27 protein-coding genes and 5 tRNA genes are annotated in these 24,348 nt (G+C 36.4%); 5 read left to right on the plus strand and 27 right to left on the minus strand.

Annotated features, from left to right (window positions below; translation table 11 throughout):
- Positions 1–113: 113 nt before the first annotated feature.
- The 8 genes from HMPREF0877_RS06810 to nrdH all read right to left on the minus strand — a co-directional run bounded on the left by HMPREF0877_RS06810 (position 114) and on the right by nrdH (position 7,335).
- Positions 114–482, minus strand: coding sequence for a fluoride efflux transporter FluC (locus HMPREF0877_RS06810; protein ID WP_002828574.1), 369 nt, complete (start codon positions 480–482; stop codon positions 114–116).
- Positions 470–856 (minus strand): fluoride efflux transporter FluC, encoded by a 387-nt coding sequence (locus HMPREF0877_RS06815; protein ID WP_002828575.1) that lies wholly within the window; start codon positions 854–856, stop codon positions 470–472. Before HMPREF0877_RS06815 ends, HMPREF0877_RS06810 begins: the two co-directional genes overlap by 13 nt.
- A 13-nt stretch (positions 857–869) precedes the next feature.
- Positions 870–1,643, minus strand: coding sequence for an ABC transporter ATP-binding protein (locus tag HMPREF0877_RS06820; RefSeq protein ID WP_002828576.1), 774 nt, complete (start codon positions 1,641–1,643; stop codon positions 870–872).
- A 6-nt stretch (positions 1,644–1,649) separates the two neighbouring features.
- Complete coding sequence (locus tag HMPREF0877_RS06825) at positions 1,650–2,537, minus strand: ABC transporter permease (RefSeq protein ID WP_002828577.1); 888 nt, start codon at positions 2,535–2,537, stop codon at positions 1,650–1,652.
- Positions 2,538–2,544: 7 nt separating this feature from the next.
- Positions 2,545–3,534 (minus strand): tryptophan ABC transporter substrate-binding protein, encoded by a 990-nt coding sequence (gene trpX, locus HMPREF0877_RS06830; protein ID WP_040760874.1) that lies wholly within the window; start codon positions 3,532–3,534, stop codon positions 2,545–2,547.
- Between the two features lie 318 nt (positions 3,535–3,852).
- On the minus strand, positions 3,853–4,809 hold the full coding sequence (gene nrdF / locus HMPREF0877_RS06835; RefSeq protein ID WP_002828579.1) for a class 1b ribonucleoside-diphosphate reductase subunit beta: 957 nt from the start codon (positions 4,807–4,809) through the stop codon (positions 3,853–3,855).
- A 32-nt stretch (positions 4,810–4,841) separates the two neighbouring features.
- Positions 4,842–7,013 carry a class 1b ribonucleoside-diphosphate reductase subunit alpha gene (nrdE, locus tag HMPREF0877_RS06840; protein WP_040760877.1) on the minus strand — a complete coding sequence of 724 codons (2,172 nt, stop codon included), beginning with the start codon at positions 7,011–7,013 and terminating at the stop codon, positions 4,842–4,844.
- Positions 7,014–7,098: 85 nt separating this feature from the next.
- A complete protein-coding gene (gene nrdH, locus HMPREF0877_RS06845) occupies positions 7,099–7,335 on the minus strand; it encodes a glutaredoxin-like protein NrdH (RefSeq protein ID WP_040760879.1) in 237 nt (78 codons plus the stop codon).
- A 257-nt stretch (positions 7,336–7,592) separates the two neighbouring features.
- On the opposite strand from nrdH, the gene HMPREF0877_RS06850 reads away from it, so the two are divergent.
- Genes HMPREF0877_RS06850 through HMPREF0877_RS06860 form a run of 3 tightly spaced genes read left to right on the plus strand, consistent with a single transcriptional unit; the run spans position 7,593 to position 8,991 of the window.
- Positions 7,593–8,039, plus strand: a complete 447-nt coding sequence (locus HMPREF0877_RS06850; protein ID WP_002828582.1) for a class Ib ribonucleoside-diphosphate reductase assembly flavoprotein NrdI — start codon at positions 7,593–7,595, stop codon at positions 8,037–8,039.
- A gap of 23 nt (positions 8,040–8,062) precedes the next feature.
- On the plus strand, positions 8,063–8,716 hold the full coding sequence (locus HMPREF0877_RS06855; protein ID WP_002828583.1) for a hypothetical protein: 654 nt from the start codon (positions 8,063–8,065) through the stop codon (positions 8,714–8,716).
- Positions 8,717–8,730: 14 nt separating this feature from the next.
- A complete protein-coding gene (locus HMPREF0877_RS06860; protein WP_002828584.1) occupies positions 8,731–8,991 on the plus strand; it encodes a hypothetical protein in 261 nt (86 codons plus the stop codon).
- A gap of 96 nt (positions 8,992–9,087) precedes the next feature.
- Here HMPREF0877_RS06860 and HMPREF0877_RS06865 read toward each other — a convergent pair whose 3' ends face one another.
- The 7 genes from HMPREF0877_RS06865 to HMPREF0877_RS06895 form a co-directional block, all read right to left on the minus strand.
- Positions 9,088–9,726, minus strand: a complete 639-nt coding sequence (locus HMPREF0877_RS06865) for a LysM peptidoglycan-binding domain-containing protein (RefSeq protein WP_002828585.1) — start codon at positions 9,724–9,726, stop codon at positions 9,088–9,090.
- 454 nt (positions 9,727–10,180) lie between these two features.
- Positions 10,181–10,522: a cysteine desulfurase gene (locus tag HMPREF0877_RS06870; RefSeq protein WP_002828586.1), complete on the minus strand. Its 342-nt coding sequence runs from the start codon at positions 10,520–10,522 to the stop codon at positions 10,181–10,183.
- Positions 10,523–10,545: 23 nt separating this feature from the next.
- Entirely contained in the window at positions 10,546–11,241 is a 696-nt protein-coding gene (locus HMPREF0877_RS06875) for a 5'-methylthioadenosine/adenosylhomocysteine nucleosidase (protein ID WP_002828587.1), read from the minus strand.
- Positions 11,242–11,272: 31 nt separating this feature from the next.
- The gene (locus tag HMPREF0877_RS06880; RefSeq protein WP_002828588.1) at positions 11,273–11,566 is read right to left on the minus strand and encodes a hypothetical protein; all 294 of its coding nucleotides are present in this window, start codon (positions 11,564–11,566) and stop codon (positions 11,273–11,275) included.
- Positions 11,567–11,578: 12 nt separating this feature from the next.
- Positions 11,579–12,142: an NUDIX hydrolase gene (locus HMPREF0877_RS06885; RefSeq protein WP_002828589.1), complete on the minus strand. Its 564-nt coding sequence runs from the start codon at positions 12,140–12,142 to the stop codon at positions 11,579–11,581.
- Positions 12,143–12,164: 22 nt separating this feature from the next.
- Positions 12,165–12,365 (minus strand): cold-shock protein, encoded by a 201-nt coding sequence (locus tag HMPREF0877_RS06890; RefSeq protein WP_348650840.1) that lies wholly within the window; start codon positions 12,363–12,365, stop codon positions 12,165–12,167.
- A 26-nt stretch (positions 12,366–12,391) separates the two neighbouring features.
- Positions 12,392–12,763 (minus strand): DUF3397 family protein, encoded by a 372-nt coding sequence (locus HMPREF0877_RS06895; protein WP_002828592.1) that lies wholly within the window; start codon positions 12,761–12,763, stop codon positions 12,392–12,394.
- A 114-nt stretch (positions 12,764–12,877) separates the two neighbouring features.
- On the opposite strand from HMPREF0877_RS06895, the gene HMPREF0877_RS10005 reads away from it, so the two are divergent.
- Positions 12,878–13,000 (plus strand): DUF4044 domain-containing protein, encoded by a 123-nt coding sequence (locus HMPREF0877_RS10005; protein WP_002828593.1) that lies wholly within the window; start codon positions 12,878–12,880, stop codon positions 12,998–13,000.
- Positions 13,001–13,100: 100 nt separating this feature from the next.
- Here the strand turns inward: HMPREF0877_RS10005 and HMPREF0877_RS06900 are convergent, their stop codons facing one another.
- The 6 genes from HMPREF0877_RS06900 to HMPREF0877_RS06925 all read right to left on the minus strand — a co-directional run bounded on the left by HMPREF0877_RS06900 (position 13,101) and on the right by HMPREF0877_RS06925 (position 21,007).
- Positions 13,101–14,222: an ATP-grasp domain-containing protein gene (locus HMPREF0877_RS06900; protein ID WP_040760928.1), complete on the minus strand. Its 1,122-nt coding sequence runs from the start codon at positions 14,220–14,222 to the stop codon at positions 13,101–13,103.
- A gap of 23 nt (positions 14,223–14,245) precedes the next feature.
- Positions 14,246–14,719 (minus strand): glycoside hydrolase family 73 protein, encoded by a 474-nt coding sequence (locus HMPREF0877_RS06905; protein WP_238335588.1) that lies wholly within the window; start codon positions 14,717–14,719, stop codon positions 14,246–14,248.
- 204 nt (positions 14,720–14,923) lie between these two features.
- Entirely contained in the window at positions 14,924–16,684 is a 1,761-nt protein-coding gene (gene cydC / locus HMPREF0877_RS06910; protein WP_002828598.1) for a thiol reductant ABC exporter subunit CydC, read from the minus strand.
- Positions 16,677–18,410: a thiol reductant ABC exporter subunit CydD gene (gene cydD / locus HMPREF0877_RS06915; RefSeq protein WP_002828599.1), complete on the minus strand. Its 1,734-nt coding sequence runs from the start codon at positions 18,408–18,410 to the stop codon at positions 16,677–16,679. The genes cydC and cydD overlap by 8 nt, the downstream gene beginning before the upstream one ends.
- 107 nt (positions 18,411–18,517) lie before the next feature.
- Positions 18,518–19,531 (minus strand): cytochrome d ubiquinol oxidase subunit II, encoded by a 1,014-nt coding sequence (cydB, locus tag HMPREF0877_RS06920; protein WP_040760884.1) that lies wholly within the window; start codon positions 19,529–19,531, stop codon positions 18,518–18,520.
- A gap of 3 nt (positions 19,532–19,534) precedes the next feature.
- Positions 19,535–21,007 carry a cytochrome ubiquinol oxidase subunit I gene (locus tag HMPREF0877_RS06925; protein WP_002828601.1) on the minus strand — a complete coding sequence of 491 codons (1,473 nt, stop codon included), beginning with the start codon at positions 21,005–21,007 and terminating at the stop codon, positions 19,535–19,537.
- A 273-nt stretch (positions 21,008–21,280) separates the two neighbouring features.
- On the opposite strand from HMPREF0877_RS06925, the gene HMPREF0877_RS06930 reads away from it, so the two are divergent.
- Positions 21,281–22,213: an NAD(P)-dependent oxidoreductase gene (locus HMPREF0877_RS06930; protein ID WP_002828602.1), complete on the plus strand. Its 933-nt coding sequence runs from the start codon at positions 21,281–21,283 to the stop codon at positions 22,211–22,213.
- Between the two features lie 63 nt (positions 22,214–22,276).
- Here the strand turns inward: HMPREF0877_RS06930 and HMPREF0877_RS06935 are convergent, their stop codons facing one another.
- The 6 genes from HMPREF0877_RS06935 to HMPREF0877_RS06960 all read right to left on the minus strand — a co-directional run bounded on the left by HMPREF0877_RS06935 (position 22,277) and on the right by HMPREF0877_RS06960 (position 24,323).
- Positions 22,277–23,128: a helix-turn-helix domain-containing protein gene (locus tag HMPREF0877_RS06935; protein ID WP_002828603.1), complete on the minus strand. Its 852-nt coding sequence runs from the start codon at positions 23,126–23,128 to the stop codon at positions 22,277–22,279.
- A gap of 749 nt (positions 23,129–23,877) precedes the next feature.
- Positions 23,878–23,965, minus strand: a tRNA-Ser gene (locus HMPREF0877_RS06940).
- A gap of 26 nt (positions 23,966–23,991) precedes the next feature.
- Positions 23,992–24,065: transfer RNA gene (locus HMPREF0877_RS06945), tRNA-Ile, on the minus strand.
- A gap of 10 nt (positions 24,066–24,075) precedes the next feature.
- Positions 24,076–24,147: transfer RNA gene (locus HMPREF0877_RS06950), tRNA-Gly, on the minus strand.
- A 20-nt stretch (positions 24,148–24,167) separates the two neighbouring features.
- Positions 24,168–24,240: transfer RNA gene (locus HMPREF0877_RS06955), tRNA-Phe, on the minus strand.
- Positions 24,241–24,249: 9 nt separating this feature from the next.
- Positions 24,250–24,323: transfer RNA gene (locus tag HMPREF0877_RS06960), tRNA-Asp, on the minus strand.
- Between the last annotated feature and the right edge of the window lie 25 nt (positions 24,324–24,348).

The raw sequence follows: 24,348 nt of genomic DNA on the forward strand, positions 1-24,348 counted from the left end.
TTTTGCTATCTCTCATATCTCATACTATTGAGTGTACCACCTGTGAAACAACCATTCAACAAAGATTAACCCATCAAGCAAATTATTCTTAATTTTTACATATATCTGTGCACTTAAAGCAAATTTTGACCAATTTGCATGCCAAGCCAAAAAATAATCAAGCCCCCAATAAATGTCATAATTGTTTTAAAAATTAGCATTTGATGTGGACCATGCGGTTTTTGAATAGCATCTGCAATGTCCACAATTGGTGCTGAAAACGTTGACAAGCCACCTAAAATACCTGGTGCTAAAATTGTATGAAGCCAATCCGGCAAAATTAATACCACAACAATCCCCATACCCAATGCTGCTAATAGATTAATGCAGACAACCATTAAATCTGCTAACTTGCCAAACCACCGAGGAGCCACTGTTAATAACCCAAAACGAATGAGCGAGCCACACATTGCCCCTAAACCAGTTAACATTATTTCTGCCATGACGTCACCATTTTATGGCCGATTGCACGACTTAACAGCACAACTACCACACCACCACCGATGCTCATTAATAAATACAACAAGACCCCCAAAAATGACAATCGACTAATATCAGCCAATGCTGTTGAGTAAGTCGTATATGCACCTAATATTCCTACCATAATGAAGTTTGCCGTCACTTGACTAAGTTTAGTAACTTTACCAAGCAATATGACTAACAAGGCAGACATAAAAGTCCCCGTTAGGTTCACAATAATTGTTGCCCATGGAAACTGATTATTGTGAAAAATAATCAGCATGATTGCTCGTAATACACCACCAATAAAGCCGCCACCCGCAACTGCCAAACTATTAGCTAATATGTTTTTTTTCATCACACTATTGTTATTAGTAACGATTAAAATAATTTAATAAATCAGTTACTGTTAATTTCTCCTTTTCTTCACCACTAACATCCAATGAAATTTTTCCTTCTGACATAATGATTAAACGATTACCATAATCTAACGCATCTTCTAAATGATGGGTAATCATTAATGCTGTTAATTTTTCTTCATGGATTCGTTCGTTTGTCACTCGCATTAATTGTGCACTTGTCTTAGGATCCAATGCTGCTGTATGTTCATCTAACAATAGCACCTCTGGTCTGAGTTGGGTAGCCATTAAGAATGACAAGGCTTGTCGCTGACCACCTGACAAATCACCTGCATCCATATCTAATCTATCCGACAAACCATTTCCCATGGTTTTAGTAACTGCCACAAAGGATGCTTTTTTTTCATCAGTCAACCCACGATTTTTTAGACGCCTTCTTAAGCCTCTTCTTTCGGCCAACAATAAATTTTCTGCTACTGTCATTCGTGGTGCAGTACCCAGTTTAGGATCTTGAAAAACCCGCGCCAAAAAATGTGTTCGTTGCGCTTCATCTAACTTAGTTACATCACGATCGCCCAGGAAAATATGTCCACTAGTTAGTGCCAAAGAACCAGCAATAACATTAAACAGTGTTGACTTACCAGCACCATTAGATCCTAAAACAGTCACAAAATCACCATCTCGCAGGATTAACGATACATCATCTAATATTGTTTTTTCATTCGATTGACCCTGATTGACAACAACCGTTGCATGATCTAATCGTAATTTTTCTTTTAAAGCCATAGTTAGTTATCCTCGTTTTAAAAATGCATTTAAACGCAACTTTGAGCGTATTCCCGGTAACATCAATGCCAGTCCAAGTATAATGGCACTTACTAATTTCAAATCATCTGCATTAAAGCCGATATATAAGACAATAACTAGAACAAATCGATAGAAAATTGATCCAATAACAATTGTAATTAAACGTTCAGTCAAAGTCAGTGTATCAGTAAATACAACTTCACCAATAATAATTGAAGCAAGTGCAACCACAATTGTACCAACACCCATGTTCACATCGGCGAAACCATTATTTTGTGAAACTAATGCCCCACCGAGGCCAATTAACCCGTTAGCAATCATTAATCCTAAAATTGTCATATTGTCTGTGTTGATACCTAAAGAACGAGCCATCTTAGGATTATCACCAGTCACGATAAAAGATTGACCTAATTCTGTTTTCAAAAATAATGCCAAACAAATTGTCAATAATACAATCATAATTAATCCAATAACAATAACCGGAAAATTAGGGGGTAAAATTTTTAAAAAGTGATATGAAAATAAGCTGTCTTTCCCCAGCAATGATCGATTGGCTTGACCCATAATTCTTAAATTAACGGAATAGGCCGCCGTCATTGTTAAAATTCCTGCAAGCAAAATAGGAATCTTACCCTTTGTATATAGTAGACCAGTAACTAATCCTGCTAAACTTCCCACTAATGCTGCACAGATTGTCGCAATAATTGGAGAGATCCCATTTGATATTAAAGTAACTGCAGTTGCCGCACCTAAGGGGAAAGTGCCCTCCACTGTCATATCGGGAAAGTCTAAAATACGGAAAGTTAGGAATAATCCAAATCCTAAGGTTGCCCAAATCAATCCCTGTCCAATAGCTGAAATTAAAATATTCATAATTGCCTCACTTTACGAATTTTGCTTGTTGATTATATTTATTTGGCATTTTAATGCCTAATTTATCTAACTGTGCGCGATTAATGACTAAATCACCCTTTTTAATAAAACCAACTGGCATATCTTTGGGCTTTTTGCCCTTTAATATTTGGGCAACTTGCTTTCCTGTCTTGATTCCTAATTCTTCTTGATTAATTGATTCTGCTGCAAGGCCACCATCTTTAACCATGGTATCTACCGTTGGAAATACCGGGACATTCGCTGCATTTGTACTATCAATCAGTGTTGGCATTGCCCCTGCAATTGTATTGTCAGTTGGCACGAATACTGCATCAACCTGGTGATTAGCAACCATTTGCTTAGAAGTTTGATTTAAATCATTTGATGATGAGATTGTATATGGTTTTACCTGAATACCTGCTTTTTTGGCTAATGTCATCATCTGTTTGGCTTGAATCGATGCTGAATCGTCAGAAGAAGTGTAGATAACACCAAGATTTTTTAGATGTGGCAAAAAAGTTTGCATCATTTTTAATTGTGATTTTAAAGGTGCTTGATCTGACACACCTGTCACATTACCGCCTGGGTGCTGATAACTTTTCACAAGTTTTGATTGTATTGGTGTCGTTGATGCAGCAAAAACAACTGGTCTATCGGTAATTGTATTTGCCAAAGACACTGCTGCTGGGGTTGCAATTCCCACCGATACATCAGCCTGAGCATTATCAAATTTTGATGCCATTGTTTTCAAATTTGATTGGTCGCCCTGAGCATTTTCAAAAAGTATTTTGATATTTTTCCCTTTATGAAATCCCTCACTTGCTAATCCCTCATAAATACCTTTATTAATTGCATCTAGGGCCGGATGCTTCATAAATTGTAAAACTGCCACTGTTGGTATGGCTTTTTTTTGCTGCTTATCAACCGTCTCATATACACCAGCAAAAAGTGTAAATAACGCTAATATGCCAATTGTACCCAATATTTTTTTATTCATTTGCTTACTCACTCCCACTATTATCTTTTTGATAAAATAAAAAACACGAGCAGATACTATAGTACCTTCTCGTGTTTAACATGAAAAGGACTATACACTAAGTCGTGTAACCCTTTCCAATAATTTTTGGAAAATTAGTCAGCACAGACTCAATACATCTGCTCCAAAAGGAACCACGTACCAAGTCTATGCAATCATAGCTCGTACGCGTTATCTGCGCCACCAACCATTTAATTGGAAATTAACTTTAACCATAACTAATTTTCTCCTCGTTTATTAATGTCATAATAATATCACGTCTTTTTTACTTACGCAATACTATTCAATATAATAATCATCATCTTCCATAGCTTCAACTTGACCAAGGCGATAACCATTACCAACTTGTGAGAAGAAATCATGATTTGAGGTTGTTGTCGAAATACCATTCATAACGATTGGATTAACGTCTTCAGCCCCGTCTGGGAATAATGGATCCTGACCTAAATTCATCAATGCCTTATTCGCATTATAGCGAAGGAATGTTAACACAGACTCAGTCCATCCAATTTCATCATATAATAATTTGGTATATTTTTCTTCGTTTCCATATAAATCTAGCAATAAATCGTATAACCAGGTTTTTAATTCATTTTGTTCATCTGTACTAAGCTCATTGAACCCTAATTGGAACTTATAGCCAATGTACGTACCATGGACTGACTCATCACGCAAAATCAACTTAATAATCTCAGCAACATTATTTAGTTTATTGTGTCCTAAATACCAAAGTGGTGTATAGAATCCTGAGTAAAACAAAAATGTCTCTAAAAACACTGAGGCAACTTTACGCTGTAATTGGCTACCATTTTGATAAACCTGATTGATTCGATTTGCCTTATATTGCAAAAATTCATTACTATTTGTCCAATCAAATATCTCGTCAATTTCAGCTGGTGTGTGTAATGTTTCGAAAATTGAAGAATATGACTTGGCATGGACAGATTCCATAAACTCAATATTATTTAGAACTGCTAGTTCATGTTGTGTCCTAGTTGCTTGCTTCAAAGATGCCATACCGTCTTGAGACTGCAATGTATCTAGTAATGTTAGCCCACCAAAAACGTGACCAACCAAATAATGCTCTTGTTCGGTCATTTTACGCCAATCATCCAAATCATTTGACAGAGGAATTCTTGTGTCAAGCCAAAATTGCTCTGTCAATTTTTCCCAAGTGGCTTTATCAACCTTGTCTTCAATCGCATTCCAGTTGATTGCTTCATATCCTGCTGTCATCTGTTCACCTTATTCCTTATCTATACCGCAGTCTAAATTGAACAACTTTCACATTCATTAACACCAAACTCCTCCATATCATCCGTATAAGTACGAATATAGTAGATTGATTTGATACCCTTTTGATAAGCATACAATCTTAGAATGTTTAAGTCACGTGTGGTCATCTTTTCAGTATGACCATCCTTCCAGTCGTATAGTCCCGCAGGTATTGTGGAACGCATAAATAATGTCAATGCCATTCCTTGATCAATATGCTGTTGTGCTGCTGCATAAACATCAATAACACGGCGCATATCCATATTATACGCAGACTCATAGTAGGGTAACGTATCTGTTCCTAAATAAGGTGCCGGATAATAAATTTTTCCAATCTTCTTTTCTTGTCGCTCTTCAACACGATTAATGATAGGATGCAATGAAGCAGTTGCGTCATTCACATATGAAATTGACCCAGTTGGCGCGATAGCCATGCGATATGCATTGTATAACCCATATTGCTTAACTGACTCCGCTAATGCAACCCAGTCTTCCTTTGTTGGGAAATGATGTACAGAAAAGATTTCTTTCACCTTATCTGTTTTTGGTGACCAATCTTCGTTAATATATTTATCAAAATAAGCACCACTAGCGTAAGTTGATTTTTCAAACTCATAAAAACTAGATTGACGTTCTTTCGCAATATTGTTTGAAGCAACCAAACTATAATAATTTAGCATCAAGAAGTAGGCATTAGTAAAGTCCAATGCCTCTTCATCACCATAATACATATGATTTTTAGCAAAAAAAGCGTGTAATCCCATGGCGCCAAGGCCAATTGCATGTGTCTGGCGATTACCTAACCTTACAGATGGCACAATATCGAGATCTGTTTGATCCGACACAAATGTTAATGCACGAACCATTGCATCGACTGACTTACCAAAGTTCTTTGTTGCCATCATATTAACAATGTTAGTTGACCCAAGATTACATGAAACATCTGTTCCCAATTCATCATAAGTTTGCTCATTATTAATTTGTGATGCTCGTTGAACTTGTAATATTTCTGAACATAAGTTAGATGAAATAATCTTTCCAGCAATTGGGTTAGCAGCATTAACTGTATCTATATTGATAATATAAGGGTACCCAGATTCTTGCTGTAACTTTGAAATTTCAGTCTCTAGTTCACGAGCACGAATTTTCTTTTTGCGAATTTGCTTATTAGCCACCATGGCATCATATTCTGCCGTAATGTCTACATAATTAAATGGCTTGCCGTATACTCGCTCGACGTCATATGGAGAGAATAGGAACATATCTGAATTATTTTTAAGTAATTCATAGAATTTGTCAGGAACAGTTAAGCCAAGTGACAATGTTTTCACACGAATCTTTTCATCAGCATTTTCTTTTTTAGTTGCCAAAAAACTCATAATGTCTGGATGAAATACTGATAAGTAGACAACTCCTGCACCATTACGTTGACCCATTTGGTTTGAGTATGAAAATGAGTCCTCCAATAGTTTCATAACAGGAACGACCCCAGATGCAGCATTAGCAATGCCTTTGATTGGCGCGCCGGCCTCTCTCAAATTCGACAAAACAATACCTACACCACCACCAATTTTAGATAATTGAAGTGCTGAATTAATCACACGTCCGATGGCATTCATATCGTCAGTTACCTGTAAAATGAAACATGAAACTAACTCTCCACGACGTGAACGCCCAGCATTTAGAAAAGAAGGAGTCGCCGGCTGATAACGTTGATGAATCATTTCATCAGCTAAATTCATGGCCAGTGTTTCATCCCCATTAGCATAAAATAGAACATTCATCACAATTCGATCATTATAATTTTCAATGTAATAATCACCATCATTTGTTTTTAAAGCATATTGTGCATAAAACTTGTATGCAGCCATAAAAGACTTAAACTGAAAATTCTGTGATTCCAAATATGCATATAGCTTTTCAATGAAAGTCATCGTGTACTTGTTGACCATTTTTTGATCCACATAATCGTTTGCAATCAAATAATCAAAACGATCCTGTACTGAGTTAAATTGTTTCGTATTTGGCTTAACGTTCTCTTGAATAAAAGCCTGTAGCGCTTCAGTATCTTTCTGTAACTGAATACTATTATTTTTTGGAATATTTAATTGGTTATTCAGATCAAAATAAGTTACCTTATCTAAATCCAGCGTTGCTAATGACATATAATTCCCCCGCGTACCTAGTGTAAAGCGGAATCCCATTGATTGCACCGACACATAAGTATCTTAATTAATTATTTTGATTGAATTAGATTGCTTTACTTAACTTTGCAAGCAAATCTGGTCGGAACCCTCTAACAGGCTCCATATCTTCTGAAAAGACAACTGGTACTGATTGATAACCTTTGTCTTTTAAGAAGGCAAGTGCTTCAGCATCATTTTCAACATTCTTTTCTGAATAGCTAATACCATATTGTGTTAATGTCTTCTTGGTCATAAGACATTGTATGCAGTTATTTTTTGTATATACGGTCACATTTTGCATATTTTCACCTAAACTTTCTTCTTCTATAAAACCTAACGCTTTGTTAATATGACATTGAGTATAAACCACTCAACTAACTGTTTGCAAGCTATTAATTTGCTTAAAAAAAGGCTTGACATAGGCTTTATAGCACCACATAAGCATTTTGAGTGATTATTACAAAAAGATTAAATAATAACTTTCCGTTACATATTTAATTGCTAATTATCATAATATTTTTTAGACTTAATGTTAGTAGAAAATTTTGGAGGATAAAAATGCCTATTCATCTGTTATATACTTCAATCTCCGGCAATACCCACTCATTTATTGAAAAACTAACAGCGTATGCTGAAACACAAGGACGTGTCACTTTTACCCCAATTGAGGTTTCAGATGCAACCCCTGACATAATTGAAGATGCACCCTTTTTTGTCTTTGTACCGACCTATTTAGATGGTGGCAACGGTATCGATAATGGTGTATTTGAAATATTGACGGATTGCCTACGTGAACAATTAGAGATCCCCGAAAACCAACAACATTTATTAGGAATTATTGGATCGGGAAATAAAAATTTTAATGCCCAGTACATCTTAACAGCTCGCCGTTATGCGCTGCAATTTAATGTACCGTTAATTGCTAATTATGAATTGCGTGGTACGCCAACTGATGTCGAACGCGTTTATAACGCAATCCAACAACGTTTAGAAGAAATCAAATAATTAAAGAGTCGAAGTTTAAAATCATGCCAGTTACTAAACAAAAAACTAAAAAGGTCTCACTCACAAAACAACGGCGTGCAGAAACGTGGCACCAATTAACTAGTGAGCAACAAGCTGCTATACAAAAGCATATTCGTTATCAACAAACATCACTATTTATGAATCATGAATTAGTCGGACATGGGCGACATTGGTCCTTAGTTGCTTATCATGAAAATTTTAATTATGAAGACACTCATAAACCTCAGTTATATTGTGACTGTGGTCGTCGCCTAAAGTATCAATACGTTCTTGCCAATGATTTGGGTGAAGAAATAAAACTAGGTATCACTCATTTTGCTGATCATATCGGCATTCCTGAACCAGTCGCTCGCCAATTACAAACTGAAATCCATCAATTAAATTTTGGACTCGATGAATTGTTGCAACGTATCCGTCGACATGCTGGTTTAAATCAGGAAATGCGCCACTGGTTTATTGATCATCAAACGGCATTTAAAAACTTACCCCCACAGACGGTCGAATTTATTCTCCAGAACTTACCCCCAGAAAGAGAAGTACAAGCCGACATTGTGCGTGAATTTAAAAAAGCAACTTATGTAAAAAAACCTCGTACACATCACAAGAAATCGAAGCTTGATAAAAATGCTTGGCAAGAACTTTTCCGAGACATTTGAAATAAGGAGTTATGATGATCAAAATTTACCTTGCACCAACCGTAAAGCCAAGATTTGCCCTACTAGTTGATGAAAGTCGTGAACTAGTTTCTCAAGTTTATCCTATTCAAGTCCACACTTTTCCATCAGAGTTAAGGCAAATAAAATTTTCTGATATGATGGCACTCCATACCAAACAAACACAGCTACTGGCAAATAACAATTATTGGTTATGGCCCATTGACGAAAGTACAAATCACTTTCCATTGAACACACAGCAACATGTAAAAAATTAATATAAAAATAAAAAGGTTACATCTAAACTGGAATCATTCCCAGTTTAAGATGTAACCTTTTAAATTTTATAAGTTAGTTGTTTAAACCCACTCGGTTTACCACCAACCGTTAGCTGCACGGAATGAAATGGCATTTTCAACTGAACCGTAACGTGAAGTTGCGTAGTTCAACATACCTTGTGTTTGTGATGCAACAGAGCCATAGCCCCATGATTGATTAGTTTGACCTAATCCATGATATTGACCATTTGATGCATTAACATTTCCGCCTGACTCAGGCATTACAACTGAAGTCCACAATGCTGAAGTTCCACCAGCAGCAATAAATTGGTCATATGTTGATCCTGAAGCTGAACTTGTTGAAGTAGTTTGTGTTGTTGCTGCACTAGATGCTGGCGCAGCTTGTGAAGTTGCCTGACTAGCAGCTGGTGCTACTGAAGCGACTGAAGTTGCGGCTGATTGTTGTGTAGCAACAGCACTAGATGCTGGTGTTACAGCTGGTGTTGAAGCTGCAACTTGATCATCTAATTCAAATTGCTCACCAACAAAAATCAAGTTGGCATCTGCAATTTTGTTAACATTCAAGATACGGTCAACTGTGGTGTTATGATTTGCGGCGATTGATGATAGAGTGTCTCCTGACTTAACAGTGTACGTATCAGCTGATACGTCAGTGGCCATTGCAGCAGTTGCAATACCAGCGACAGTTAATGCAGTAAGTACTTTCTTATTCATGGTAAATAATTCTCCTTGATGTTTGCTAATTATAGCATTTAATCTATCCAGTCCTCTGCAACACAGGAATTATCACTGCGTTGGGAACTGAACTCTTAACGACAAGTAATAGTTTACCAAGCTCAGACTGTTATTCGTTACAATGCTGCGACATTGCGTTACACATGTATCACAAACAAACTTTTTGTTAGAAATTAAATTGTAACATCATACCTTGTACCGTTCTAAATGACTGTCATAATAGCTTTCTTAAAATAATGATTAACCGGTTAAATAAGAACATTAATTTTATCAAAATCGCTAAATTCTTTTTAACACTTTATATTTTTAGAAATAAAGCTTTATTGATTACGACAATGTAACAGTATTAAAGTTAATTTATTTCTCGTTTTTTTACTTTTAGATTGATAAAAAGCAGTTCGACGAATGGACGTCAAACTGCTCCTAAAATGTCTTATACTTTTTTTATGATTTCCCGTGTAACTAATTCATTCAAATAAAAGCGATACAATGATACTAAATCTTCATGATGTTCATGTTTAAAAATGTTTATTGTTGCATTGCCACTAGGATTAATCGTCTTTATTTTAATGCCCGTCAATTGTTTGTTCACAACAACTTTTAACTTAATCGCATTATCTAACCCTTTTTCTGGTTCTAATGAACGATTCATCACGTATGATCCGGCATTATTCTTTACAAAACCAGTATCGCCTAATGCATATTGTTTTAATTGTGGATTAAATTGGTAGACAACATCATCCCCAGGAACTTTAACAGTTGTTTCAAAGGCCATTTTAATCTCCTCCTCTACTATGATTAAGCTTGTGCCTCAAAAAAATTAATGAGAACTTGTGCCGATTGTTGTCCTGCCTCAACAATAAAATCGTCAAAAGTCATCCCTGCTTCACCGTTAGCATTGTCTGAAATGGCACGCACAACTGCAAATGGCACATCAAAATAATTAGCCACCTGAGCAATTGAGGCACCTTCCATTTCTGCTGATTGTGCTTCAGGAAAGTGTGTTAAGATTGTTTGCTTTTGCTCATTACTTGCAATAAACGAATCACTTGTCACAACTAATCCTCGCACCAAACGAGCATCTGTCACTTTCTCATATGATTCTGACAAATCATTTGATAAATCAGTATCTGCTTTAAAACGAGCAGGTTGTTGTGGTACTTGCCCATATGCATATCCAAAAGCACGCGCATCTGCATCTGCATACGCAAGGTAATCAGCAATGACAATATCACCAATTCGTAAATCAGTTCCCAAAGCACCTGCTGACCCCGAGTTAATTACGGCATCAACACCAAAATTAGTGATTAGTAACGTCGTGGTTAAAGCAGAAGCAACCTTACCAATACCGGATTCTACAACGACAACATCCACATGACCAATCTTTCCATGATGAAATAGTTTTCCCGCAATGGTTGTCTTTTTTTCATCAATCATTGCATCAACTAATGCTGCCTTTTCCTCTGCCATTGCATTTATTACACCATATCGCATTAAAAAATCTCTCCTTTATTTTAATCGTCTACTACAAAAAGAATAGTATTAGGTAAGTTATAATAATTAACACTATCAAAACAATAATCGTTACATTTAACCGATGTTTCAATCGTGATGTTTTACCATTCTTTGTCAGCTTACGTGTTTGTGAATCCAATTCATAACGACCATGTCTGGTAATTCGGTGCTCTTCACGAGTTAATAATTCAGGTGAAGCAATATTATCCTCGCGATTCTCACCTTCTACCCCCGGCTTAGAATTATCAACAACTTTTGAACGTTGTTGCCGAGTTGTTACTTGTGACTTTTTTTTAAATACCATTATGTTCACCTATTATTGTAAAGTACGCCAGTAAAGGTATGCCATATTAGTCTTAGCATCCTCCAATTGTCCGTTCTCAAATAATACAGTGGCTTCTTCATAACTAACATAAACTAAGTCAATTTTTTCATCATCATCTTGTGGTAATTCGTGTGTCACAGACGATAAATCAGTTGCTAGATATAGCGTCATGTACTCATTTGAAAAACCAATTGAAGAATAAAATCCCGTTATTTTCTCCACATGATGCGCTTGAAGTCTTGTTTCTTCATTTAATTCCCGATTTACTGCATCAAGTGTTGTTTTGTCTCGCGTATCAATTTTACCAGCAGGCACTTCCAAGGTTAATTTTTGAACTGGAGCACGCCATTGTTTTTCTAGAATCATTTTGTTATCTGCTGTCAGTGCTAGAATCGCAATTGCATCGGCATGATAGACAATATCACGTTTTGCTTGACGACCATCAGGTAATGCAACTGTCTGTTCTGCCGCCCGAATGATATGGCCATTATACTTTTCTTCCTCATTTAAGACCGTTTCCTTAAATTTATTCGTATCTGCTGATAAATCTATCATGTCATTGACCTCCAATCAATTATTAATCCAAGACTTCAACTGCTGCTGCTTGAGGACCACGAATACCTTGAACAACAACTAATTTAACCTCTTGACCAACCGTCAAATCACGAACTCGTGGCGTTTGAATTGCTGAAAAATGTACAAAGACATCATCTTCACCTTTCAATTCAATAAAACCAAAGCCCTTATCTGATTGCCATGTTTTTACGTATCCACTAATTTTTTCCATGTATTTACTCCTTATTCTTAAGTACGAGTTATAAAGTAGGCAAAGGCTGAAATACCAATTAAAACAACATAGCTGGCAAGTGTACTGATTCGCCACCAAATAAGCCAAAATCGTCTTGTCTCGAAATTTTCACGGACAAATCCTTGATATAGAGCCAGCGCAATACCCCAAACAACAAACATTAACAGCATAGGCGCAAGCATTATGATATGCCAAACCTCAAACGTTGTCACAGCAATGCTCCACCATGCAAAAAAAACAGCAATATCTGTAACCTTTATATTCTTTGGCCAATTATTTTGAAAAAACACTTGTTTGATAATCCAAAGTACAATTAGCAGAATTATAGCAATGAAAACGGTAACTGGCCAATTAAATAATGTCAGCATCCTTGCCTCCTTAAATTCATTAATCTATTTATTATACCTTTATTTAATCGCTCTGTGGTACGTTATACCATTTTTTTGATACAATAGACTAAATGAAAAGTTAGAGGTACCATAATGCAAAAAAATACGAAAAAGAAAAAATCAACAATGCAAAAGGTTATTCAAGGATTTGTCATCTTTATGCTTATTCTATCATTTGCCAGTGTATTCATTACCTTGTTGCAAATTTCTTTCTAACCAAATACAAAAAACAAAGGGCTGGGACGTTTTGACGTTCCAGCCCTTTAAACGTGTTCCAAAAGACTAAATCCTTGCTGTAACACGCGCTTTTTTTCATTTAATCGTTAAATTGCCAAACACCAGCAACATGTAACTGATTCAACAATTGTTCAGAACTTGATCCTGCAGCTAAAACATGACCAATTTGTGGTAATAAAGTTGGCGAGTGGTAAATTGAAACTTGCCAGTGTGGCTGAATTTGCCAATGTCTATATAACTTGAATTCTTCTTTATCACTGATAGGCATATAGATTGCAGCCGCTTCAAAAACAACTTCTGATAGCCGCTGACCAGTCACTGCTCTTAAGTGTTGCATTGTCACACCAATATTAACAGAAACATCATAAAGAACTGTTGTCTTAGACAAACCAGGAATCGTGTTACGTAAATAAAGCGTGCCATTCTCGGAAACCAAAAATGTGACATCATAAGCACCAATATAATTAAGAGCCTGGCCTAACTTTTCAGTCACCTTCTTAATTTCTGTAACAATTTCATCTGAAACATCCCCAACTGTCCATGCTCTTGTTAACCCTGGTTCAGGAGTTTCTACTTGTCGCAATGGATACAATGTTGTCTCATCATGTGAACCTCGAACGGCAGTCATAACAAATGATTGCGTGTTCTCAAGCCATGGTTCTACCAGCAATGTACCACCATCAATTAGTGGTGCTACCAATCCAAGATCCCAATCTCCACGCAAAATTACTTGATCATCAATATGTTTGTGTTTAAACACAGGCTTTACAATGATTGGATAACCTAACTTGGTACCTGCTTGGGCAATTTCGTCTAATGAACTACCTGTTTCGTACGGCAGTATATTTAATGATTCACTTTCATAAAAAGCTTTGGCTAATGCATGATCATCAGTAATATCTAATATTGTTGTTCCCTGTGGCACGACTTGATTAGTCAACTGATTCGTAATTTGTGTTGGTAACCACGCTGATGTATAAGTTATCATGTCAGATAATGCGGCAAAACTTTCAATTTCATCATCATTATCCTTCTCCCCTAAGAAACGGTAGTCTGCGTCTTTAAATACTACTGATTCAGCAGTACTACTATATGCTGCAACTTGATACCCCATATTATGAGCAGCTTGTGCCAAGTAACGGCTAGTAATGCCTTCACCAATTATACCAATCGTTGCACCTGGTAAAATTTCATAACTCATGTTCTCACCCTTTTCATCCATTTCTATTTATCATCATACTTATTTAAGTGATAAGTTTCAATCATATGAATTATTTTGTCAGCGTATGTCGGATCTGTTGCATATCCCCCAGTTACTAATCCATTCGCTGCTGTTTTATAATCAGTTGCTTGAACAACCGTTGCATACCGTTGTGGGTTATCTGACGTGCCACTGACTAGCAATTTCGCATGACTTGCCATCGAATCTTGCCAACTGTTATAGACTCGAAATGAATCATTGATCGTGACCCATTGGTTATTTTCAAACTCCTTGGTTGCGAGTGTGACACTTGGTTGACCAGCTGAAGACTTTACACCAAAAAAATTATTGTACTTAGCTGACAGTTCAGATTGACCCCAATTTGACTCTAGAGCAGCTTGAGCAATACTAATAGATGCTAATACGCCGTATTGTTTCTCAAGTTTCTGGGCCTCAGGGGCAATTTTTTCTATGAATGCTTCTCGAGAAACTGGCACTTGAGACACCTCTTCTGTTGTTTTTTCTTTATTCGCCTGTTGTATACGTATATCCGTTTGCCAAAATCCAATACTTAGTAAAATAACCACACATAAAAATACGCGACCCTTATGTAGCTGACCTTTCTCAACAAAGAAAGTTCGTATGAAATTTTTCTTCTTTTTCGTATGCCTTTTCTTTGTCTTAACCAGAAAATCACCCTCTTATATGTCAATTAAATTTCCATGATCCATCTGCAGTAATCTTTTAAATCTAGGTTCTGTCGTCATCAATTGTTCAGGCGTACCTTGCATTGATATTTTTTTGTTTTCAATAAAAATCACATCATCGACAAACTCAATACCAGTTAAATGGTGGGTCACCCAAATAATCGTTCGATCAGACAGTGTCTCAAAAATAGTCTTTAGTACAGTCAGTTCCGTAATTGGGTCTAACGCAACGGTCGGCTCATCAAGCACAACAATTGGTGTATCTTGTAATAAGACACGTGCTAAAGCAAATCGTTGTTGTTCACCACCCGAGAAACGACTTCCCATCTCCGTCATTGGTGTATCCAATCCTTCTGGCAAACTACGAACTAGATCTATCAAAGATACTTGTTTTAAAACATCCCAGAGTTGTTCATCAGTAGCCTTTAAATTACCTAATCGCAGATTATTAGCAACTGAACTGGCAAATATATGGGGTTGTTGATCCAATACTGAAATAATATCTGAGCGCTGCTGTTGCAACGAGCTAATATTATGGTCATTAATTGTAATTGCCCCACTATCAGGGTACTCATCACCTAATAATAACTTTAACAATGTTGTTTTTCCAGCACCAGATTGTCCCAAAATAGCTAACTTTTGACCATTTTTAATGGTTAGATTTAGGTTCTCCAAAACTAACTTACTGTCATTATAACTAAAATTAACTTGATTAAACTTAATTTCTGGTTCAGTTATTAAACCTGTTGATTGTTCATCACTTTTTTGCCACTCCTGTTTCGATTGCGCATCCATCTTGTTTAATCTTTGAATTGAATCTTGATATCGTGGCCATTCTCCGACACCTGTACTAATGGTTGTTAAAGCATCTTCAGCTGGAAAAATCGCTAAGACAAAAGCTGCAATCCAATTAACCCCAAAACTATCATTACCAAATTGACGTGTGGCAAAAATCATCAAAATAACTGCAGCCGCCCCAATAACCAGTGCACCAAACATATCTCGCCACCAGTTAAAATGAGACTGCTTTGATTTAATTTTATTTATTGCATCAAAATCATTCTGTTGCCGATCAAATAATTCCTGCGTTCGACCAGCCAAAATCCAATCTTGCAAGCCCATCACAGAATCAGTTAAATCGGTATACAATTGTCCTTCTAACTGTTGCTGTTTAAAATCGCGGGCACCATTCACTGCTAAAGTGACCATCGGTGCAACAATGACTGTCATTCCCAATATCAATAGTATGGCAAGCGCAAAGCCCCAATTGAAGATACCAACACCAATAGCAATTAGGACATAAATTACGAGACCAATTACTGTTGGGAATAATGTTCGCAAATAAAAGTTTTCAATCTTAAATAAATCATTATCCAGAACATTTAAGACTTCTCCAGTTTGTGACTTCGCATAGACAGACTTTGTACCAACTTCAACAAGTTCATATAAACGTCGACGAAACACTGAAACTATTTTTAATACCCAATTATGTGAAACTAGTCGTTCAGCATACCGAAAAGTTGGTCGGCCAATTCCAAACGCACGCGTTAACACAATAGGAACATAAACCATCAAAATATTTTCAGGAATTTGCGCTGATCTGGAAATCAAGAACCCAGATGTAAACATTAAGGCTGCCCCAGAAAAAGTCGTCATAAATCCCAAAAAGATAATTAAAACTAGTAATTTTTTATACGACTTTAAATAAGGAAATACCCATGTATCTTTTTTAATTAATTCTAACATCTTATGCATTTTTGCCACCTCGCATTGCTGATTGCAAACTTACAAAGTAACCGTCATTGGCCTTTAAATCAGTTAAGGTTCCTTGCTCAACAATTTCACCGTCACGCATGACAATGATCCAGTCCATCTCGGTCAACCAGTGTAACCGGTGTGTGGCAAAAATCACTAGTCTTTGCTCAAATAATGGCACCATTGTTTCTTTCAAATGAACCTCTGTTTCGATATCTAAGTGCGCCGTTGGTTCATCTAACAACAACACTCGTCTGTTCTGATCCAATAAAATTCTGGCCAACCCAATTCGTTGTGCTTGTCCACCTGACGTTTTCATTGCTCCTTCGCCGATCAGCGTGTCTAATCCTTGCTCTAATCCGTCATACCATTCACCCAGCCCGACTGTATGCAAGGCGTCGACTAGCTCAGCATCTGTTTTTTCAGGAGAATAAAAAGATAGATTACCACGTAACGTATCGTGAAAAATATATGGTCTTTGTGGTAGAACTTGCAATTGATTTTGCCAATCTTTTTGTTGAAGATGTGGCATCTTTTGCTTGTTTAATTGCACCTCGCCGTCTCCAATTAAAAAACCACCTAATAAATTCAAAAGTGTCGATTTACCTGATCCTGAAGTTCCAACGATAGCAACTCTCTGATGACCTTTAAGTGAAAGATTAATATCTTTCAATGCTGGTTCTGTGGCACCAGGGTATTCGTAATTAACTCCTTGTAGTTGCAATGTATCATCATTTTGCCATTGTTGCTGTTTACTATGGTAAATATTCGTGTCATCAGCAAGCTTTTTATCAAGTAAGTTCATAATATCAGCAAATGAATTTTTCCCATTAAGAGTTGCATGATAATCATTGGCAAAGTTTCGAATTGGCAAAAAATACTCAGGTGCCAAAACTAATATCGTCAAGGCTGGCAATAGTGGCATTGTCCCATTCATTAAACCTAGACCCAAGAACAAAGCGACAATAGCGATTGATAATGTTGTAAAAAAATCCAAAGCAAACGTCGACAATATTGCAATTTTCAACGTGCTCATTGTTGCCTTACGATGTTCTTCAGAAACATCATAAATATTGTTAGCATACTGTTTTGCTAGACCAAGTTGCTTCAACGTAGTCAAACCACGCAGCGAATCCACGAAATGATTTGATAATCTATTAAACGTATCATATTCCCGATCTGCTTTTGCTTGAGCTGCATAGCCTAAGATAATCATGAATAAGACAATCACTGGATAAATCATAAATAGAAAAATAGCTTGTTTCCAATTAATAGTGAAAATATATGCCAAAATAACCCATGGAATAATCATCATATCAAAAAGTTTAACCAAAACTAGTGTAAAGTAATCATGCACTTGATCGATTCCTTCAACTGCTAAAGTTACTGATTTCCCAGTTCCTAAACTAGTAATCGCACTTGGTCCTAATTTTGCATATTGTTGCGTTAACTTACTTTGCAACATACCAGTTGTTTTGTCAGCGAATGGTGCCAAAACATATTCCTTAAAAACCCCCATTAGTTGACGTAAAACATACGCACCAATAAATATTAAAACAATCCAAAAAACTGACTTCAATGGATGATGTTGCCATAATTTTGTTAATGCGATACTAATCGCCCGCCCTTGACCAACAATAGCGAGAGATTGAATAAATGTCAGGAGACAAAGAAGGCCTAACGCTTTCTTCGCACCAGCAAAGCTAAATAAACGTTTATCTAACATAAAATAATTCCTTTCATTTCTAGAATAAATCAGATATGTATAAAAAGGTTGGGACAAATATTGTCCCAACCTTTTTGGACCTGTTAATCACTCAAGACAACAAATAATTAATACGAAATCTTCTCAACTCGGATACGATCACGGAAAACGTAAAAGCTCCAGATTTGATATGCCAACACGATTGGCAAAGCAGTCAGTGAAATTATTGTCATCCATTTTAGCGTATATGGTGTCGAAGTTGCATTCTTTAATAGAATTGACATATTTGACTCATTACCAACAATGACACGTGGGAATAATCCTGTAAATAACAGAGACACAACTAGGATAATAACTAATCCCAATGCAATGAATGCCCATGTATTTTGTTGTTTTAGTGTCACAGCCCATGCAATTAATGTTAAGGCAACAATAGCTGCCAACATGATAATTGTCACTACTGGTTTTTTAGTGAAGAAATCAGTGAAGACAAATAAAGTAATTGCAAAAGCAACCTCACCAATCAAAAGTATAGGATATAATACCTTTAATTGTTTTTGAATACGATCGTGCAATGAACCATTCGTAATTTTTAATCGTGCATAATTTAGACCATGGACGTATGAAAGCAACCCCATAGCAACACCACCAACAATTGAGAAAATGTTGAAGTAATCCCAGAAATTAGCTGACATATCACCATTAGCATTCAAAGGCATCCCCTGAACAACGTCAGTAAATAAGACACCAAACAAGAAAGGCACTAACATCGAAGTTATTGATGAAATCGTTGTCCACAAATTCCGGAATTTAGCAGTCCGCATTTGTTCGCGGAATTCAAATGATACACCACGATAGATCAATCCAATCAATATTGCGAATAAAATAAGGTAAAAACCAGAGAATAGTGACGCATACCAGAATGGCATGGCGGCAAACATTGCCCCACCAGCGGTTATTAGCCATACCTCATTACCATCCCAATGAGGACCAATTGAACGAATCAATGCATCTTCTTCTTCTTCATTTTGGGCCAATGTCTTTAATGACATACCGATTCCAAAATCAAATCCTTCAAGGAAAAAGAAACCGGCAAATAGTACTGCAATCAAAACAAACCATAAAATTTGATATCCTGTCATCACCTAGGCCTCCTTTCCTGCTTCAAAGGCACTTGGTGAGAATGGATCCACATTTTCTTCAGTTGCTTGTTCATCAACTGATTCTGGACCAGCAATCATCACACGACGTGACAACATAACCATAATCAAACCTAACACAGCGAAAGTTGCAAAATACAAAATATTTGATGTTAGTAATGATGCAGCAGATACGTTTGGCGATACCGCATCAGCCATTGTTAGCACACCGTAAACAACCCATGGTGCACGACCTAACTCAGTAATCAACCAACCTGAAGTAATGGCAAGAAATGGTAGATAGGTTGCCAACCCAAAGATCCAAAGTGCCCACTTGTACTTTGAAATATCAACCTTAGACTTCTTACGAGTGAACCATAGAGCCACAACTGCCAATAAACCAAATGCACCAGCTGAAACAGCCATGATTCGGAAACTGTAGTAAATCGTATTGTTTGGTAAGTAATAATTCATGTCATGTCCAAACTTTACATCATACTTCTCATGAAGCTCTTTGTTAAGTTCATGCCATCCTTGACTACCACCAGTTAATGAGTGGTGTGCAAGAATTGAAAGCATATAAGGAATATCTAATGACCATTTCACATCATGCGTCTTTGGATCAGTATAAGAAATAACAGACCATGGTGCTTGTTCATGGGTACCACCAACATTCTTATCAATACCTTCTGTCGCAGCAAACTTCATTGGTTGATCTTCTTGTAGATACAATGAGTGACGATCACCTGTATAGGCTAACCCTGCGACACCAATTAGTGCTACTACTGCTGCCACTTGAACTGATTTCTTAAAGAAATTCACTTCATGATGTGGTTTACGTAATAGTGACCATGCAGAAACTCCCATTACCACAAATGAACCTGCCATAAATGTGGCAAAAATAACGTGTGGGAATTCCAACCATAGTTGATGATTCTGTAGCAATGCTGGAAAATCTACCAAAACAGCGCGATTAAACTTGTGATCTACTTGGAACCCAACTGGATTTTGCATAAACGAATTTGCAGCTAAAATCCAAAGAGCTGAAAATGCAGAACCTAATGTTGTTAACCAAATAAACAATAGGTGTAACTTCTTATTAAAACGATCCCATCCAAATGACCATAGCCCTAGGAAAGTCGATTCCAAAAAGAAAGCTACAAGAGCTTCAACAGCTAATGCTGGCCCAAAAATATCACCCACATAACGAGAATATCTAGACCAATTCATACCAAATTGGAATTCTTGAATAATTCCAGTAACAACACCAACAGCAAAACTGAGCATAAAAATCTTACCCCAGAATTTTGTCATTCGTTTATACTGGTCATCCTTTTTTATAACGTACAAAGTTTCCATAACCGCTACAATAATACCAAGCCCGATTGACAACGGTACAAAGAAAAAATGAAAAATTGTTGTCATTGCGAACTGGAATCTTGCAAGGTTTAAAATGGAAAGACCTGCTACCAAGTTCATACAACTAACCTCCTACTCAACAGATATGTTTTAAGCGCAAATAAGTGCTCATATACAATTTATTGTACAGAGTTTATGCCCCTTTTACCACTTTATTAAGCATTTTTTTGTATATTTTTTTATCAAAATATTATTTATTTGTGAATATTTTCATTATCATTTCAATTGATACACATTTTTAACATTCTTTGATTTTCGTGTTATTTATTAAATAGACGTTTTCCGATATTTCGCTTAAAATTAAATAAAATAGCCTATTTGGAGGAATTAAATATGACGACAAAATTATTGGCACTTTCACCGCTGACTGATGCAAATATAACTACTTTAGAAAAATATCACGTCACGGTTGTCACACCAGAAAATATTACGCCTGATGATTACAGTGATATTGTTATCAGTTATGGCTGGCGTTCTAAAATAATTAATAAAATTCTAGAAACACCCAACAATCAATTAAAATGGATCCAATCTTTTTCGGCCGGCGTAGATTTTATGCCTCTTGATGACTTAAAAAAACATCAAATTATATTGACGAACACTAGTGGTCAAAAAGCAGTACCAATCGCTCAAAGTGTAATGAGCTATATTTTCCATTTTGCTCGTGGTCTTCATGTCTATCAAAGTCAAAATCATTGGGAGCCATTTGAACAACAATTTACCTTACAGGAGTTGCCGGTTGTCATCTTTGGAACTGGACGTATTGGTCAACAGATTGCTGCCTATCTACATATTTTTGGGAGTACTGTCTATGGTGTAAATACAACTGGTCACCCGGTGGGCAGTTTTGAAAATGTTTTTGCTATCGATAATCTACAAGAAATTCCTAAAGATATTGCTATTGTTATTAATGCTTTACCTGGCACAACTGATACAGAGAACTTTTTTAACAAAGAACATCTAGACTTGTTTAAAAATCTATTTCTGTTTGTAAATATTGGTCGTGGTTCTACCGTTAATGAACAAGATCTATTAAATAAACTTAATGACGGCAGTATTCAACATGCTGCGCTAGACGTAACTAAACAAGAACCTATTCCTAAAGATTCAAAATTATGGCACCAAGATAACCTAATATTAACCCAGCATTCTACCTGGGCTGGTGAATCAGAATCTCTATTTCATGTATTCATGAAGAACCTACCAGATTTTCTGACCGATAAACCATTGACATATAATGTGGTCGATTATGAACGAGGATACTAACATAAAACACCTATCAAGATAGCTAACACATCAAATGTGCAAACTATTCTGATAGGTGTTTTATTAATTTGTTTCTAACTCTTCTAGATACTTTTTTACATCATCTTGTAAGTTAATATCTTTAGAAAATTCTGCGGCTGCATAAATAAGCATCTTTGCCTCAGCTTTTTCTTTTAACAATGATAACTGTTCACAACATTTCACGCGTAGCTTTTGTAACTTAACAATTTGATGAAAGTGCTCATTTGTTGGTAAAACTGCCAATGCTTTTGTAATGCGATCTCTTGCTTTTTCTGGATCATTGATTGTTAGATATAATTCACTTTGATGATAATATGTGTGTGCAATGACCTTTCCTAACTCAGATCGCATTGTCGGTCGATAACCTTTAATGAGTCCACAAGCACGTTCAAAATATTCTGACGCATAGACATACTCACCCTGTTTTGCCCATGTTGCCCCCATTTCCGTATATATTTCAATCATTAATTCCATTTGATGCTTTTCCGCATCACCTAACGCAATTTGTAACAGTTGCATTGCAACCGTTGTTTGATTTTGAGACAACGCAATTCTAGCTCGCAATAGATTGTATTCTGGTAACGCAAAGACTGGTAATCGACGTAGTAATGTTGAACTTTCTAATCGATTCGCAGCCTGTTCAAATTGACCAATATCAATAAAATAACGGATTACCGTTAATGGTGTAACCGTTAATTCGTTAATTTTAGCAACACTAGAAACGCGCAACTGCAAGCGCGCACAGAGTTGCTGTAAGACGGTGATATTTGAAATTTCATCAGTGCGTTCTATTCGAGATAGTAAGGACTGATGACAAATACCCTCTGCAACATCAGCTTGTGAAATTCCTAATTGTTCGCGACGACGTTTTAAACTACCTTTTAATAATTTCATGTCTTTGATCTCCGAATCAAAAATATAATATTAGCATAAATGTTAATTCAATAATAAACAAGTCTTTTTATATTATTTTTTGGAGTTAATGATAGTTTAAATACATATTTTATGATATTTTTCATAAGTATAATCACTCTAAATCACTCATTTATTACGTTTTTGTTTTCATGAAATTATCGTAACTTCATAAAATAATTAATTTACACATTTTTCCGTATGCTAATTTTCAAAATATAATTTTTTCGAATCTCTTTTGATTACAGACATCAAATTTTAAAGCATTTTTTAAGACAAGCTATCAGAATATATCAATACTTATCTTATCCACTTATTTTTCTTACTTTTATTAATAAAAAAGTTACTTAATTCATAAAAAGACATATCTTTATGAATAGATAAAAACTGTGGCTATTGTTAATTCCTTCTATTAATCCAATCTTATAATGAATTATTCAAAAATAAGTGTTGCCTTTTAATTTAAGCAGAATACAAAGAATATAGTATTAACAGTTAATACATACATCATGTACCCCAAAGATCATCAGGTAGCTATTTAGGTTCCTAACAAGCACCAAGACCATTAGTGACCTAAATAACTGTACTGACCGACCTTTAATTGGTTTCAGTAGTGTGCCGTTCTAGTTCTACTCCTCTCGAGGAGAACCTTTGGTTATTTTTAAAAACAAAAAAGTTGTTCCCCCTAAAGGGAACAACCTTAATTATCAAATCTATTATTGTGTAATGTACGGAGACAGAGGGATTCGAACCCTCGCGCCGGTTTCCCGACCTACACCCTTAGCAGGGGCGCCTCTTCAGCCTCTTGAGTATGTCCCCATGTCAAAAGCAAACTTTCAACAAAATGGGACTGAGAGGACTCGAACCTCCGACCTCACCCTTATCAGGGGTGCGCTCTAACCAGCTGAGCTACAGTCCCATACTACAAAAGCGGACGACGGGAATCGAACCCGCATTCCCAGCTTGGAAGGCTGGAGCACTAGCCATTGTACTACATCCGCATAACATTATTATAATGCTATGGCGCGGGGCGGAATCGAACCGTCGACACTACGAGCTTCAATCGTATGCTCTACCAACTGAGCTACCGCGCCAATATAAAACGGTCACAACGGGATTCGAACCCGTGATCTTTCGCGTGACAGGCGAACGTCATAACCAACTAGACCATGCGACCAACAGATAAATATAATCTGAATTAA

This window comes from Weissella paramesenteroides ATCC 33313 (assembly GCF_000160575.1).
Lineage (GTDB): Bacteria > Bacillota > Bacilli > Lactobacillales > Lactobacillaceae > Weissella > Weissella paramesenteroides.